At 67.8% G+C, this 13,880-nt stretch carries 14 protein-coding genes; 6 read left to right on the forward strand and 8 right to left on the reverse strand.

The window, feature by feature from the left end; all coding sequences use genetic code 11:
* Positions 1-2: 2 nt before the first annotated feature.
* The 4 genes from PSV23_RS11165 to PSV23_RS11180 form a co-directional block, all read right to left on the reverse strand.
* Positions 3-953 carry a DMT family transporter gene (locus tag PSV23_RS11165; RefSeq protein ID WP_300468892.1) on the reverse strand — a complete coding sequence of 317 codons (951 nt, stop codon included), beginning with the start codon at positions 951-953 and terminating at the stop codon, positions 3-5.
* Positions 954-1,111: 158 nt separating this feature from the next.
* Positions 1,112-1,303 carry a KGG domain-containing protein gene (locus tag PSV23_RS11170; RefSeq protein WP_300468894.1) on the reverse strand — a complete coding sequence of 64 codons (192 nt, stop codon included), beginning with the start codon at positions 1,301-1,303 and terminating at the stop codon, positions 1,112-1,114.
* Between the two features lie 297 nt (positions 1,304-1,600).
* Positions 1,601-2,245 carry a hypothetical protein gene (locus PSV23_RS11175; RefSeq protein ID WP_300468898.1) on the reverse strand — a complete coding sequence of 215 codons (645 nt, stop codon included), beginning with the start codon at positions 2,243-2,245 and terminating at the stop codon, positions 1,601-1,603.
* Between the two features lie 147 nt (positions 2,246-2,392).
* On the reverse strand, positions 2,393-2,962 hold the full coding sequence (locus PSV23_RS11180; protein ID WP_300468902.1) for a hypothetical protein: 570 nt from the start codon (positions 2,960-2,962) through the stop codon (positions 2,393-2,395).
* A 543-nt stretch (positions 2,963-3,505) separates the two neighbouring features.
* Between PSV23_RS11180 and PSV23_RS11185 the strand changes: the two genes are divergently transcribed.
* Entirely contained in the window at positions 3,506-3,802 is a 297-nt protein-coding gene (locus tag PSV23_RS11185) for a helix-turn-helix transcriptional regulator (protein WP_300468904.1), read from the forward strand.
* A gap of 81 nt (positions 3,803-3,883) precedes the next feature.
* On the opposite strand, the gene PSV23_RS11190 is transcribed toward PSV23_RS11185, so the two are convergent.
* Complete coding sequence (locus PSV23_RS11190) at positions 3,884-4,327, reverse strand: DpnI domain-containing protein (protein ID WP_300468906.1); 444 nt, start codon at positions 4,325-4,327, stop codon at positions 3,884-3,886.
* A gap of 829 nt (positions 4,328-5,156) precedes the next feature.
* Here PSV23_RS11190 and PSV23_RS11195 point away from each other — a divergent pair.
* Complete coding sequence (locus tag PSV23_RS11195) at positions 5,157-6,848, forward strand: hypothetical protein (protein WP_300468909.1); 1,692 nt, start codon at positions 5,157-5,159, stop codon at positions 6,846-6,848.
* A 110-nt stretch (positions 6,849-6,958) separates the two neighbouring features.
* Here PSV23_RS11195 and uvrB read toward each other — a convergent pair whose 3' ends face one another.
* A complete protein-coding gene (uvrB, locus tag PSV23_RS11200; RefSeq protein ID WP_300468912.1) occupies positions 6,959-9,334 on the reverse strand; it encodes an excinuclease ABC subunit UvrB in 2,376 nt (791 codons plus the stop codon).
* A 43-nt stretch (positions 9,335-9,377) separates the two neighbouring features.
* A complete protein-coding gene (locus tag PSV23_RS11205) occupies positions 9,378-9,575 on the reverse strand; it encodes a hypothetical protein (RefSeq protein ID WP_300468915.1) in 198 nt (65 codons plus the stop codon).
* Positions 9,576-9,724: 149 nt separating this feature from the next.
* Between PSV23_RS11205 and PSV23_RS11210 the strand changes: the two genes are divergently transcribed.
* The 3 genes from PSV23_RS11210 (at position 9,725) to PSV23_RS11220 (ending at position 11,887) form a co-directional block, all read left to right on the forward strand.
* The gene (locus PSV23_RS11210; protein ID WP_300468918.1) at positions 9,725-10,510 is read left to right on the forward strand and encodes a hypothetical protein; all 786 of its coding nucleotides are present in this window, start codon (positions 9,725-9,727) and stop codon (positions 10,508-10,510) included.
* Between the two features lie 70 nt (positions 10,511-10,580).
* Positions 10,581-11,369: an isocitrate lyase/phosphoenolpyruvate mutase family protein gene (locus PSV23_RS11215; RefSeq protein WP_300468920.1), complete on the forward strand. Its 789-nt coding sequence runs from the start codon at positions 10,581-10,583 to the stop codon at positions 11,367-11,369.
* Positions 11,366-11,887: a methylated-DNA--[protein]-cysteine S-methyltransferase gene (locus tag PSV23_RS11220; RefSeq protein WP_300468922.1), complete on the forward strand. Its 522-nt coding sequence runs from the start codon at positions 11,366-11,368 to the stop codon at positions 11,885-11,887. The genes PSV23_RS11215 and PSV23_RS11220 overlap by 4 nt, the downstream gene beginning before the upstream one ends.
* Positions 11,888-11,907: 20 nt before the next feature.
* Here PSV23_RS11220 and PSV23_RS11225 read toward each other — a convergent pair whose 3' ends face one another.
* Positions 11,908-12,789 carry a hypothetical protein gene (locus PSV23_RS11225; protein ID WP_300468925.1) on the reverse strand — a complete coding sequence of 294 codons (882 nt, stop codon included), beginning with the start codon at positions 12,787-12,789 and terminating at the stop codon, positions 11,908-11,910.
* A 113-nt stretch (positions 12,790-12,902) separates the two neighbouring features.
* On the opposite strand from PSV23_RS11225, the gene PSV23_RS11230 reads away from it, so the two are divergent.
* Positions 12,903-13,727 carry a sulfite exporter TauE/SafE family protein gene (locus tag PSV23_RS11230; RefSeq protein WP_300468927.1) on the forward strand — a complete coding sequence of 275 codons (825 nt, stop codon included), beginning with the start codon at positions 12,903-12,905 and terminating at the stop codon, positions 13,725-13,727.
* The last annotated feature ends 153 nt before the right edge of the window (positions 13,728-13,880 follow it).

Genomic DNA, 13,880 nt, shown 5'->3' on the forward strand with positions numbered 1-13,880 from the left:
CATTACGGAACGGGCGTGGCGGCTTCGGCCCCCGCGCCCGTTTTCGTTCTGGCCGACCACTGCGCCAGCACCACGGCGGCCAGCACCACCGCCCCGCCGACCATCTGCACCGGCGTCATGGTCTCGTGGAAGATCAGCCAGCCCAGCCCCGAGGCCACCACCGGCTGGATCAGGATGGTCACCGCCGTCAGCGAGGCCGGCAGCCGGCCCAGCGACCAGGCCACGCCCCCCTGGCCCAGCACATGCATCACCCCCATGGCGGCGCAGGCGGCCCAGCCCGCCGCCGTCGCCGGCCACAGATCCTCGCCCAGCCCCACGGCCACGGCCAGCAGCAGCGGCGTGCCCAGCGCCGTCGACCACAGCATGATCCGCATGGCCCCCGCCGTCGCCCGCGCCGCCTTCACGGCGAGGAAATAGCCCGCGTACCAGAGCGCCACCGACAGGGAGAACAGGTCCCCCAGCGGCGGATTGGTCCCCTGGTTTCCGTCCGCCCCGGCCGACATGGCGAAGGCCCCGCCCATGGCCAGGCCGATGGCCGCCACGAACAGCCGCCGCGGCCGGTCCCTGAACACCACCCAGCCGAACAGGGTGACCACGACCGGCGTCAGGTTGCACAGCACGGTGGCGTTGGCGACCGAGGTCATGACGATGCCGTAGTGCCAGAACGACAGGTCCAGCACGAAGAACAAGGCCGCCAGCGCCATCCATTTCGACGGCTTGCCGACGCCTTCCGCGCCCCCGCCCAGGGATTGGGGTCTGGCGGTGAGCAACAGCAGCAACGGCAGGGCGAAGACGAAGCGCCAGAAGCCGGCGGCGGCGGGCCCCGTTTCCGTCAGCCGCACGAGGATGGGCGCGAACGCCAGCACGCACGCCGAGGCGATCAGAACCATCAGGGCGGAGGCGCGGGAGGAAGGCATGGCGTCGGTATAGAGGGATCGAACGGGCCCCGTCATCGTCCCTTCTCCCCTCCGGGGGAGAAGGTGGCTCGCGAAGCGAGACGGATGAGGGGGTGTCGGGCGCGGACCTGCGGCCAGCCAGTCTGACGCCGCCTTACCCCTCATCCGGCCCTCCGGGCCACCTTCTCCCCCAAGGGGAGAAGGTCTGTCGGGGATCAGCCCCTGCTCTTGTCGCCCCGGCTGCGGCCGCCCTTTTGCCCGGCGGCGCGGGCGAGGTTCGAGTCCTTCGAGAAGGTCCGGCGTTCGGGGGCGACGCTGGCGCCGCCCTTGGCCGCGATCGAGCGCCGCAGCTCCGGCGACATGGCCGCGAAGCCGCGCGGGCGGCCGGTGGATTTCACATCGGTCATGGGCGTCTACCTCCGTCCGGTTGAACGGCCCTCCGCCGCGCTTCCGTCGCAATGGGAGTTGCGGATTGTTCCCGTACAAACACCGTGCATCCCCGCGAAGGCGGGGACCCAGGTTTAAACGACAGCGAGGCGGGTTGAGCTGACCGGCGCCCGGGCCGACGCCAGCGGTGGGGCCCAAGCCTGGGTCCCCGCCTTCGCGGGGATGCACGGAGAAAATTGCAGGCCCGGCCCGGACAGGGCCAATGTCTCCGGCCCGCGCGAAAATGCGAAATCCGCCCTTCTCGAGACATTCGACCCTCATGCGTCCAGCTCCGGCGGGGCGGCGAACTCGTCGTATTCGGGCGGGAGGGGGCGGCCGAGGGCGAGGTCGCGGGCCAGCCCCAGCGCCCGTTCGCGCAGGAAGCGGCGGGCCATCTGCTGACCCTCCGCGCCGCGGGCCTCCTCCTCGGCGGGGTCCAGCTCGACCCATTCGAACAGGGCGTCGAGACGGGCGATCTCGGACGCCGCCCGGGCCAGCCGCAGGGCCGTCAGGCCGCGCCCCGCCCGCACCGCCTCGGCGGCCGAGGCCAGCGCCCGCCGCGCGAGGTCGCCGGGCCGGATCTGGATCGGCGCGGTCCAGGCGGCGACGATGTCGTCCTCGGTCAGGGGGGCGTCGGGTTCGCCGGCCTTTGCCGCAAAAGGCGCAGCCGTCCCGGCCGATCCGGCGCCGGCCGCCGTTCGAGGCCGTTCGGGCGCGCCCGGCCAGGGCGTGGCGCGAGCGGCGAAGGCGCGCTTGGTCCAGCCCTCGCGCGCGGCCCGTTTGCGCAGGGCCCCCTCGGAGACGCCGAACCGGCCGGCTACGGTGCGGGCCGAGAGGCCGGACAGATAGGCGCCGCGGATCAGGCTCCAGCAGTCGGGGCTGACGGTGACGTAGCGGGTCCCGGGATGTTGCAGTGTCGGCATGATGTTGCAGTCCCCCTTCCGTGTGTGAGCGCGGATTATGGGGGCGCGATGCGTCAGGAACGGACGTAGCGGGGGCGGAAGGGGCGGAATTCGGGGGCGGGAGGGGTGGAGGGGGAGGTGTGGGAGTCCCGCCCCTCCACCCTGTGCTCAGCGGCGGACGCCCGGGGTCGGCGCGCAGGCCGGCGCGGCGGGGGCGGGGTCGTCCGCGCCGGGCCCGCGGGGATCGCCGGCCCGCAGCATCTGCGGCGCGGTGAAGTCGCCGGTGGTGTAGCTCAGACCCGCGGCGGGCTCCCCTGCCCCCGGGCCCGTCGGGTTTGCGGGGGAGGATCGACGCGTCCGGATTTCGGCCTGGGCGTCCTGGTCGATGTGATCACGGTTCGAGGTCTCACCGGCGCGGTCCGGAGTCGCGCTGTTGTCGGTCTCGCTGTTGTTGATCATGCGGCCTCTGGCGTACCGGCCGCCGCCCTGACCGCCGACGCCGTTGACGGGCGTCGCCGCGGCGCCCGACCGAAGCGCCCCGCCGGCGGAGTCCGGCGTACAGACGGGCGCGGCCCTTTCCGTGGCGAGGATGGCGCCCGATTGACTGACGGTGGCCCGCGTCTGGCCGGGTTCAGCCGCGGCCGGGGCGCCGCGGGCCGGCGGAGGCGTCTGGGCCAGGGCCAGGCCGGCGGTCATGACGGCGCCGAGCAGGACGAGGGCGCCAACAGAGGTCTTCATCGCAATTCTCCTTCGGGACGGGTTTCGGGAGCGAGGGATGTCAGTCCTCCTTCAGACAGGTCCGCCCGTCGGACGCCCGCCCTCGATGACGGCGGCGATGGACAGGCGGTCTCGGGTCGCGCTGGCACGCACTCAAGGGCGATCCAGGGTCAGGCCGGCGAGGGTCGCGGCGCCTGTCTGGAGGAACTGAAGGCTGGTCTCGGGCCCGGCCTTGCCTGGCGGAGCGTTGAAGGCGTTCCCGCCATGAGAGAAGGGGCGGGCGAAGAGGGTCGCCGACCCGTGTGATGTGGTCTGCCTGTGCAGGCGGCTTGTCAATCGCGGGCGGGTGGAGGGGGGGCGTCTGAGTCCCTTCTCCCCTTGCGGGAGAAGGTGGCCGAGCGGAGCGAGGTCGGATGAGGGGTCTCTCGGACGGAGAGTCATCGACCGCCCGTGGATCGCTCACCGGCCCCGCCGGCGTGACCCCTCATCCGTCAGGCTTCGCCTGCCACCTTCTCCCGCAAGGGGAGAAGGGACGCGTCGCATCATTTGTGGTACAGTCGCCCCATGACCGGGATGAATTTCCGCGACCCGTCCGACCTCGACACCCTGGACGACTTCCTCGACGAGGAAGGCATTCGGGAAGAGGTCACCCTGCGCGCCATCAAGAGCGTGATCGCGCTCCAGCTGCGTCAGGCCATGACCGAGCGGAAGATGACCCTGTCCGCCATGGCCGCCGAAATGGACACCAGCCGGGCGCAGCTGAACCGGGTGCTGGACCCGGAGGAATTCAACGTGACGCTGGAAACCCTGAGCCGCGCCGCGAAGGTGGTGGGGCGGGGGCTGAAGGTGGAGCTGGTTTAGGGCGGTACCATCCCCTCCTTTCGTCATCCTCCGGCGAGCGGAGCGAGACCGGGGGACCCAGCGGCGCCGAAGGCGACCTGTTCACGCACGCTGGTGGCGGCCGGTGTCCGCGACAGGTTCGCGCTCGCGCGCCGCTGGGTCCCCCGGTCTGCGCCGCGAAGGCGCGGCTTGCCGGAGGATGACGAAAGGTTGGATCAGGTCCGTCACCCGCGCGGCGGCGCGGTCGTAGCTCATCGCGAAAAGGCTGGGATTGTTCGCCGCCGCCAGCCGGGCGGTCATCGTGCTGAAGGCGCCGTCCGGGATGGAGCGCCCCAGCCTGCCGCGCTTGGCCTTGAGCTCATACTCCTCGCCGCAGGCGTCGCAGCGGAAGTCGGCGACGGGCGAATTGTTCGGCAGTTGCGGCAGGCGGTCGACGGCGCAGTTGGGACAGAAGCCGTGCAGCGCGACCCAGGCCTCGGTGACCGACCGCGCGGTCTGGGTCGGCCCCTTGAAGACTACGGCCGGTTCGCGAAGCCGAGCTCGCACCAGTGATTGTCGTCCTGTCCCATCCGCCCACCGTAGCGGGTGGCGGGTCAGGGGTCAGCCCTTGCCGCGCGAGTAACTCTCGATCTCGTCGCCGTTAGCGTTGAGCGCCACGACATGGCGGGCGTCGAACTCGACCACGCCCTGCTCCTTCCAGTGGATGTCGGGGCCACCGTAGTAGGCGAGGTCGACCGCCTCCTCTCCCCAAACGTCAGCGCGCCCGCGCAGCCGGCAGCGTCGAACTCCGCCACTTCCAGCGAAGTCGCCCGTCGAACACTATCCCCAGTTGCTCGATCGATAGGCGCTGATATGGATGTACGGTTTCTGTGGGGGATAGGTTATCGTGCAAGCTCCTTGGTGGCTGGCAATCGCTATAGGGATTCTGAGCGGATCCTTAGGTGCGTTCCTGACGTACTCATTCAACTATCGGAAGGAGCGCGCTCAGTTTCTGAGAGAGCGAGCAGAGCAAACCTATTTTGCTCTTGATCGATTTTACCGGGAAATTTCCGCTGACTATATCTTGTGGAAGAAACTCGGCACCCAACCACGCACACCCACAGAAGCGTCCAATTCAAAGACAGCCGCAGACTACAGCACTCTTTCTTGCAGCTGCGACATATATTTCCCTCACCTCTCAGCGAGAATCATCGCGTTTATCGAGAGTAAAGATGCCTTGATGGACTCAATTAGATCGAGTCAATTAGATTGCGACGTCCGAGCCATGAACTTCGAGAACGCCGCAATATCCCTAAAGAACGCTTTAGCAAAACAATGCCGACGCCCACTCACATTAGTAACCTACATATCTATAATTGATAGCGTGTAATACTCTATGCCCTTGATCATTGAAGCATTGCGTATTGAGGATGGTGACACGCCCATTCCAGTGACGCGGCCGTCATTCTCCAGCATACAAGACATGATCAACACTCTCCCCGTAAGGGGGTTGGGCGTGATTTGGGGGCACGCAATACGAGAGGAAATTCACCATTACGCCGACTCTCTTGCTATTGTTTATAACGGCGGAGCTTTGGTAGGGAGCACTAGATATTCCGTTCGTGCTGACAGCGCCCGCCTATCTTATCAGTATGCTAGAAATAGATACAAGGTAGAGTCATTTTTATGGCGCAGCGTACCTTCAAAACCGACAATCAACATCCAGAATTCTTCACCGATTGTCTTCGAAGATATTTTTGATTTTGCCGCAGCTGCTACTTGGCAACAGCTAGTGGCACTTATGAAGCCATTTTATTCCGCCACGCGACGCGTCAAGACAGGCATTGAAGATGACATTGAGAGCTATCTTACGCCTTTTAGAAATCTTCAGCTACAATACAACATTGTAGCTATTTGGGGCCACTCCCCCACTTTCGAAGACCTTATCTTGCTCTGGCTATTTTATCACAGCAAACACAATATCAAGATGGTGGTCGCCAGTGAGGGCAACAAACCTAGATGGATTGGTTCCAACTCAGTTATCGACGCAAAAGAGCGTCCATACATAAAACTCGATGAACTAATCTCAAGCGCCTCAGCCTATCTCAGTCGGTCGGAAGCATCAGTGAATGCTGCATTCGGGATCTGGCAACGGGGGGTCGACCCTCTAGGGCGCTCCCTAATAAAGCGCGGCGTCATCTCGGAGGTCTTGGCGGACGCGTTTCTAGAAGCATACGCGCCGATTGTCGCCGAGGATGAAACCGCGACCCTCGGTATCATCGTGCCTCACCAGCAGCCCGCCCCTCTCCGGTTCAAAACGGTGGAGGGCGGTATCGACCTACTTGACGAATCCGAGATGCAACCGAACGAACCTCGCGTTCTCGGCGCGGTCCGCAGCGCCCTCGGAGCCCTAGAGGACCTGACCAGCTACACTGGTTTCAGCAACACGATCCCCACGTTCAGCAATCGAGCCGTTCGGATCAAGAACATACTCACTGAGATGGGGGAAGGAAATTTTGACGATGACCTCGTCGTGCAACTGGGCACCGAGGTAAACAGTCTCGAAAATAGAATCTCCCTCGCGAGTGACATTATTTCGGAAAGCGCGGCCGCTGAGGCGGCCACGTTCTTTCCAATGGTTGAAGGACTTCTTCTCCAGTTTCGGATTTGGGGAGAATACAAGACCAAGAGCCAATCACGGGCTGGAAGTTCCGCGAGCACTCAAGCTGCTGTGGAAATCCTCGAACTTTCGCAAGAGCGATCTGACATCGTGTCTGGCAGGGCCAGAGACCGAATTAGTTCCTACGTCGGCGGCATCGAAACCGGGTCGGCTGAAGGGGAGGTAGGTGCCCTACTAACGGCTGAAAACATTGCCGCCCAAGCGGCCAGTGCCATCGCGCAGAGGGCCCGGGAAACAGGACAACCCATATCCCGACGCCTAGCAAGAGCAATTCAAACTAATGAAGCCCGCTCGTTGAGTGGCTGGATGATTGAAAACAAGAGCGAACTGTTAATTCTGGCCGAGGCAGGAAACGTTGCCTGGCTTAAGACATTCATCACAGCACTCAACACCGACACCGGCGGCTGAAGCTCAATGTAAGCCGCCTCACTCCGTTCCCACCATGCGCATCGCGAACCCCAAATGCATCGGCTTCATGCGCACACTCGCACCGCCCATGCACGCGACCGCAGCCCTGACTAAAGCCGCCCCTTCCGGAACGCCTCCGCCTTCTCCGCCGCCGCGTCGGCCCGCCAGCGCTTCGGCGCGGTCTTGTCGACCGTCTCGCCCTCGGCGGTCAGGACCTCATTGGCGAACTCCAGGTCCATCAGCTTCATGCGCTTGATCTCGTCGCGCAGGCGGGCGGCCTCCTCGAATTCGAGGTTGGCGGCGGCGTTGCGCATGCGGCCTTCGATGTCCTTGAGGGCGGCCTGGAAGTTGGAGCCGGTGAAGGGTTTGCTCTCCTCCTTCATGCCCGGGGCGGTCAGCTTGTCGAGGGCGCGGGACTCATAGGGGCTGGCGAGGATTTCGCGGATGTCGCGCTTGACCGACTCCGGGGTGATGCCGTGCTCGACGTTGTACGCCTCCTGCTTTTCGCGGCGGCGGTTGGTCTCGGCGATGGCGCGCTCCATCGAGCCGGTCATGCGGTCGGCGTAGAGGATGACGCGGCCGTCGACGTTGCGGGCGGCGCGGCCGATGGTCTGGATCAGGCTGGTCTCGGAGCGCAGGAAGCCCTCCTTGTCGGCGTCGAGGATGGCGACCAGGCCGCACTCGGGGATGTCGAGGCCCTCGCGCAGCAGGTTGATGCCGATCAGGACGTCGAACGAGCCCACGCGCAGGTCGCGCAGGATCTCGATCCGCTCCATGGTGTCGACGTCGGAGTGCATGTAGCGGACGCGGACGCCCTGTTCGTGCATGTATTCCGTCAGGTCCTCGGCCATCTTCTTGGTCAGGACGGTGACCAGCGAGCGGTAGCCGGCGCGGGCGACCGCCTTCACCTCGTCGATGACGTCGTCGACCTGGTTGCGGGTCTGGCCGCTGACCGGGCGGATCTCGACCGGGGGGTCGATCAGGCCGGTGGGGCGGATGACCTGTTCGGTGAAGACGCCGCCGGTGCGCTCCATCTCCCACGGGCCGGGGGTGGCGGTGACGAACAGGGTCTGGGGCCGCATGGCGTCCCATTCGTCGAACTTGAGCGGGCGGTTGTCGATGCAGCTGGGCAGGCGGAAGCCGTATTCGGCCAGGGTGGATTTGCGGCGGTAGTCGCCGCGGTACATGCCGCTGATCTGGCCGACGGTGACGTGGCTCTCGTCGACGAACAGCAGGGCGTTGTCGGGGATGTATTCGAAGAAGGTGGGCGGCGGCTCGCCGGGCGCGCGGCCGGTCAGCCAGCGGCTGTAGTTCTCGATGCCGGCGCAGGAGCCGGTGGCCTCCATCATCTCCAGATCGAAGCGCACGCGTTGTTCGAGGCGCTGGGCCTCGAGCAGCTTGCCGTTCTCGACCATCCAGTCGAGCGTCTCCTTGAGCTCGGCCTTGATGCCGGTGACGGCCTGGTTCAGCGACGGGCGCGGGGTGACGTAGTGGCTGGCGGCGTAGACGGTGATCTCGGTCAGGTCGGCGGTCTTCCTGCCGGTCAGGGGGTCGAACTCCTGGATCGATTCCAGCTCGTCGCCGAACAGCTGGATGCGCCAGGCGCGGTCTTCCATGTGGACGGGGAAGATCTCGATGACGTCGCCGCGCTTGCGGAACATGCCCCGCTCGAAGGCGGCGTCGTTGCGCTTGTACTGCAGCGCGATCAGGTCGGCGCGAAGCTTCGACTCGTCGATCTGGTCGCCGACCTTCAGGGTGAAGGTCATGGCGGTGTAGGTCTCGACCGAGCCGATGCCGTAGATGCAGGAGACGCTGGCGACGACGATCACATCGTCCCGCTCCAGAATCGCCCGCGTCGCCGAGTGGCGCATGCGGTCGATCTGCTCGTTTATGGAGCTGTCCTTCTCGATGTAGGTGTCCGACTTCGGGACGTAGGCCTCGGGCTGGTAGTAGTCGTAGTAGCTGACGAAATACTCGACCGCGTTGTCGGGGAAGAAGCTCTTGAACTCGGAATAGAGCTGGGCGGCGAGGGTCTTGTTGGGGGCCAGGATCAGGGCCGGGCGCTGGGTGGCCTCGATGACCTTGGCCATGGTGAAGGTCTTGCCCGAGCCGGTGACGCCCAGCAGGACCTGATCGCGCTCGCCGGTCTCAGCGGTGGCGACGAGCTCCCTGATGGCCGCGGGCTGGTCGCCGGCGGGAGTGTATTTCGTCTCCAGCCGGAACGGGATGTGCTTGCGGCCGGCGGGACGGTCGGGGCGGTGCGGGGTCCAGTCGGAAGGCTTGCCGGGGGCCTCTTCCGGGGTCAGGCGCGGGCCGGTGACGGGGGCGAACATCGGCGCCCGGTTCTTCGCCGTCGCCGGGTCGAAGATGAAGGGGGCGTGGGCCTCGGACAGGCCCGCCGACATCTCCGCCGACTGGCCGGGGACGTGGACGGGCTTGCCGGACTTCGCGCCAACGGTCCTGGGCGACTGGGGGGAACGGGCCATGAACAGAACTTAGGGGGCGAGACCCGGCTCGGCTAGGGGCGGATCAGGCGTTGCGCAGCAGGACGCCGGCGGTCAGGACGGCGAAGGCGACGGCCAAGGTGTTGAACACATGCTCGCTGATCACCGGAATGGCGACGCCGCCGTACTGGACCAGCATGGCCAGGACGGCGAGCACCACGGCGATGGCGAACAGGGGCACGGACGGGGCCGTGAGGGGAAGGCCGGCGCGGCGAAGGGGCATGGGGCGATGTCCTGATGCGCGACGCGGCGGGAGGCCGGTCGGAGCTTCACCGTAACGCCGAGCCGGTGCGCCTGTTCCGCCGGGAGACCCATGGTTGCCGCGGGGGCGATCGTCGGCGAAGCTGGCCTCTCAACGGGGGGGGTACGGGTATGCGGACGGGAAGGAGGGCGGCGGTTCTGGCGCTGGGGCTGCTGCAGGCGACGACGGGTTGCGCGGCGGGGACGCCTGTTCCGCCTGCGGCGGCGGCGGCCGGACGGCCGGCCCAGGCCGAGTGCGCGGCGGTGCGCGACGTCGACTTCCGCGCGCTGGAACGCGAGCGGGCCCGGCTGCCGGTCGCCATCGGGGGGCCTGTCGTGGATATGCTGGACGTGGTGCGCATCCCCGACTGGGCGGCGCGGCGGCCGCCGGAGGACGCGGCGGTGGTGATCCGCGCACGGATGCCGCCGGGCGGGGGCCACAGCTCGGACCACCGCTCGGTGGTGTGGCGCGAGGCGGACGGGACCTGGTGGTTCTGGCGACACAGCGTCAACGAGGGGCCGCCGGCCCCGCCGCCTCCGCCGCCGCCGGGGCTGACCCGCGAAGAGATCGACGTCTGGTACGCGGCCCGGAACGACAGCCGCACGGCCGATGAGCGATACTGGCCGCCCCACGAGGGCCGGTTGTCGGCGCAGAAGACGGCGCAGATGGAGGCGGCGTGGCGCGACCCCTGCCGCGCCTGGGACCCCGACTGGTGGCCGCACGACCTGCCGCTGAACCGTCGGATCGACGGCTCGCGCCGGCGGCTGTGCCCGCAGGACAGTTCGGCCATCATCGCCGACATGGCGGAGGCCGGGCGACCGCGCCGCAGCGTTGGAGGCGCGTGCATCAACGCCACGCCGACCTATCGGATGATCGAGATCGCGGCCTACGCCGCCGCGGACGCCGCCCCCCGGTGAGCGCGTCCGAAAACCGCCGGACAATCCCGCCGCATCGGCGTGAGGTGGACGGCCCTGACGGAGACACGCCATGACCGCCTTCCACGACCTGCACCGTTCCGGCCTGCTGATCCTGCCCAACGCCTGGGACGGAGGGTCCGCGGCGCTGATGCGGGCGAAGGGGGCGAAGGCGATCGCCACGACCAGCGCGGGCGTGGCCTGGGCGCTGGGCTGGCCGGACGGGGACGCCCTGCCGGTTGATCGGGTGGTGCAGGTCTGCGTGGACGTCGTGCGGGCGGCGCAGGGACTGCCGGTCTCGATCGATTTCGAGGGCGGTTATTCCGACGATCCGGCCGCGGTGGCGGCGCAGGCGAAGCGGCTGGTAGGGGCCGGGGCGGCGGGGATCAATATCGAGGACGGCGGCGGCGCGCCGGAGCGGCTGGCGGCCAAGATCGCGGCGATCCGGGCGGCGGTCGGACCGGAGCTGTTCATCAACGCCCGCTGCGACGTGTGGCTGAGGGGCGTGGGCGAGCCCGGAACGCGGGTGGCCGAGGCGGCGCGGCGCGGGGCGATCTATGCGGCGGCGGGGGCGGACGGCCTGTTCACGCCCGGGCTTACGGACGCGGCCGATATAGCGGCGATGGTGCAGGCGACCACCCTGCCGCTGAACCTGCTGGCCTATCCCGGCCTGCCCGACGCGAAGACGCTGGAGGGTCTGGGCGTGCGGCGGCTGAGCGCGGGATCGGGCATCGTCGGGGCGATCTGGGGCCGGGCGGCGGCGCTGACCGAGGGTTTTCTGGCGGACGGTCGGTCGGAGCCGCTGGGCGAAGGGGCCCTGGGCTGGGGCGAGGTCAACGCCCTGATGCCGGCGTCGGAATGAGCGCGCCGGACCGATTGATCCTGTCGTGGATCGACAGCCCGATCGGGCCGCTGGCGCTGGCCTGCGACGAAGCCGGTGTGGTGCGGGGCGTCAGCTTCGGCGACGGACTCATCAAGGCGATGCGGCGGGAATATCCGGGCGCGGCCTTGTCGGATGGCGAAACATCGGCGGCGGTGGCGCGTGATCTGGCGGCCTATTTCAGCGGCGATCGCGCGGCCCTGAATCGCGTGCCGTGGTCGCTGGAGGGGGCGGCGTCGGGCGACAGCTTCCAGCCGCGGGTGTGGAAGGCGCTGGCCGAGGTGCCGGCCGGCGTGACCATCAGCTATGGCGAGATGGCCAGACGCGCGGGCGAGCCGGGCGCGGCCCAGGCGGCGGGCGTGGCGCTGAACCGCAATCCGATCCCGCTGATCCTCGCCTGCCATCGCGTGGTCGGCGCCGACGGCTCCCTGACCGGCTTCGGCGGCGGGCTGGAACGCAAGGGCTGGTTGCTGAGGCACGAAGGGGCGCTGCTCATCTGAGCAGCGCCCTGTCCTGCAGCCTAGCGTCGCGCCTGTTCGATGCGGGCCTCAAGGTCGGCCCAGCGGCGCGTCAGGTCGCGCAGTTCCAGACGCAGGCTGGCGGCCTCGGTGCGGCTGATCTCACCGCTGCGCAGGCCGGCGGCGATGCGCGCCTCCATCTGCTGCGCGTGCGGATCAGAGCGGTAGTCGTCGCCCGAGTCATAGCCGTCGTCATAGTTGTCGCCGACGCGGCGGTTCAGATCGGCCCAGCGCGCTTCGAGATCCTGACGCTCGCGCGAGTCGAGGCCATTGCGTTCGTAACCGGCCTCAAGCCGGACCAAGGCGTCGAAGTCGGTCGACAGACGGGCAGCCTGGGCGCGGGTCAGGGTGCGGTTGCGCACGCCGGCGTTGACGCGAGCATCGAACGAGGCGCGGCTCTCGGCCAGCGGACGCCAGCTGTCGTAGCCGTCGTCATAACCGTCCTGGCCCCCGGCCTGATAGCGGGTGGAGAAGGCGCGATAGCGTTCCGTCAGATCGGCGCGTTCCTGGGTCGTGACCCGGCCGTCGGCCGTGTAGCGGGCCTCAAGCGTGACCAGATCGCCGTATTCGGCGCTCAGACTGCGGGCCGCCGAAGACGAAATGGCGCCCGAGCGCACGTCGGCGTCGAGCCGGCTTTCGAACTGGGCGCGCTGGGTGTTGAGCGGACGGCGGCCACGCGACCACTCGCTGTCGAGGGTGGTCGACACGCCGAGCCGGTCGCCGAACAGGGCGCCGAGAATGGCTCCGATCGGGTCGGATTGGGGCTGTTGGCCGTACGGGGTCTGGCTGTACGGCGTCTGGCTGTAGGGAGTCTGGGCGGAGGCGGCGCCCGCGACCAGAGTGAGGGCGGCGGCCGAGGCCGCGAGAAGCTTGATGGAGGTCATGGGAGGTGTCTTTCCGGGTGGGTGTGTCCCTGTGCGGTGAGAACGAAGTTCGGCGGTGAAGGTTGCGGAGAGTCGCCGGTCCTCTTCAGCGCGATTCAGACTAGACAGAACCCATGATAGCCCTCCCCCTCCCTGACGTTCTCCTGCTGCTCGCCGCCCTGATCGCGGCCGGGCTGGCGGGCGGGATCGTCGCGGGCCTGTTCGGGGTGGGCGGCGGCACCGTGATCGTGCCGGCGGTCTTCTACGCTTTCGAGGTGCTGGGGGTCGGGGGCGAGGGCAATCTGCACACGGCGATCGGGACGTCGCTGCTGACCATCGTGGCGACCAGCTGGCGGTCGCTGAGGGCGCACCGGTCGCATGGGGCGGTGGACGAGGACGTGCTGAGGACCTGGACGCCGTGGGTCGGGGTCGGGGCCCTGATGGGGGCGGCGGTGGCGGGCGTGACCTCCATGGAGGGGCTGGCCGTCGTCTATGGCGTCTGCCTGGCCCTGATCGCGGCGCAGCTGGGGCTGATGCCCGAGCGCTTCACCCTGGCTTCGGACCTGCCCACGGGCTGGGCGAGGCGCGGGCTGGGAAGTCTGATCGGCGGCCTGTCGGCGATGATGGGGATCGGCGGCGGCAGTTTCGGCGGGATGATGATGACCCTGTGCGGACGGCCCATCCATCAGGCGGTGGCGACTGCATCCGGTTTCGGCGTGGCCATTGGGGCGGCGGCGACGCTGGGCTTCGTGGCGTTCGGCTGGGACGCCGCGGGACGGCCGCCCTTCTCGCTTGGCTACATCAACGTGCCCGGGGCGATCGTGATGGCGGTGTTGACGACCGCCGTGGCGCCATGGGGAGCGAAACTGGCTCACTCCCTGGACAAGCGGGTCCTGCGCAAGGCCTTCGCGGTCTACCTGCTGGCGACCGCGCTATCGGTGGTGGTGAAGGCGGTTTGAGTGGCTAGTGGCTAGTGGCTGGTGGCTGGTGGCTGGTGGCTGGTGGCTGGTGGCTGGTGGCTGGTGGCTAGTGGCTAGTGGCTAGTGGCTAGTGGCTAGTGGCTGGTGGCTGGTGGCTGGTGGCTGGTGGCTGGTGGCTGGTGGCTGGTGGCT

The sequence above is a fragment of the Brevundimonas sp. genome (assembly GCF_029946145.1).
Lineage (GTDB): Bacteria > Pseudomonadota > Alphaproteobacteria > Caulobacterales > Caulobacteraceae > Brevundimonas.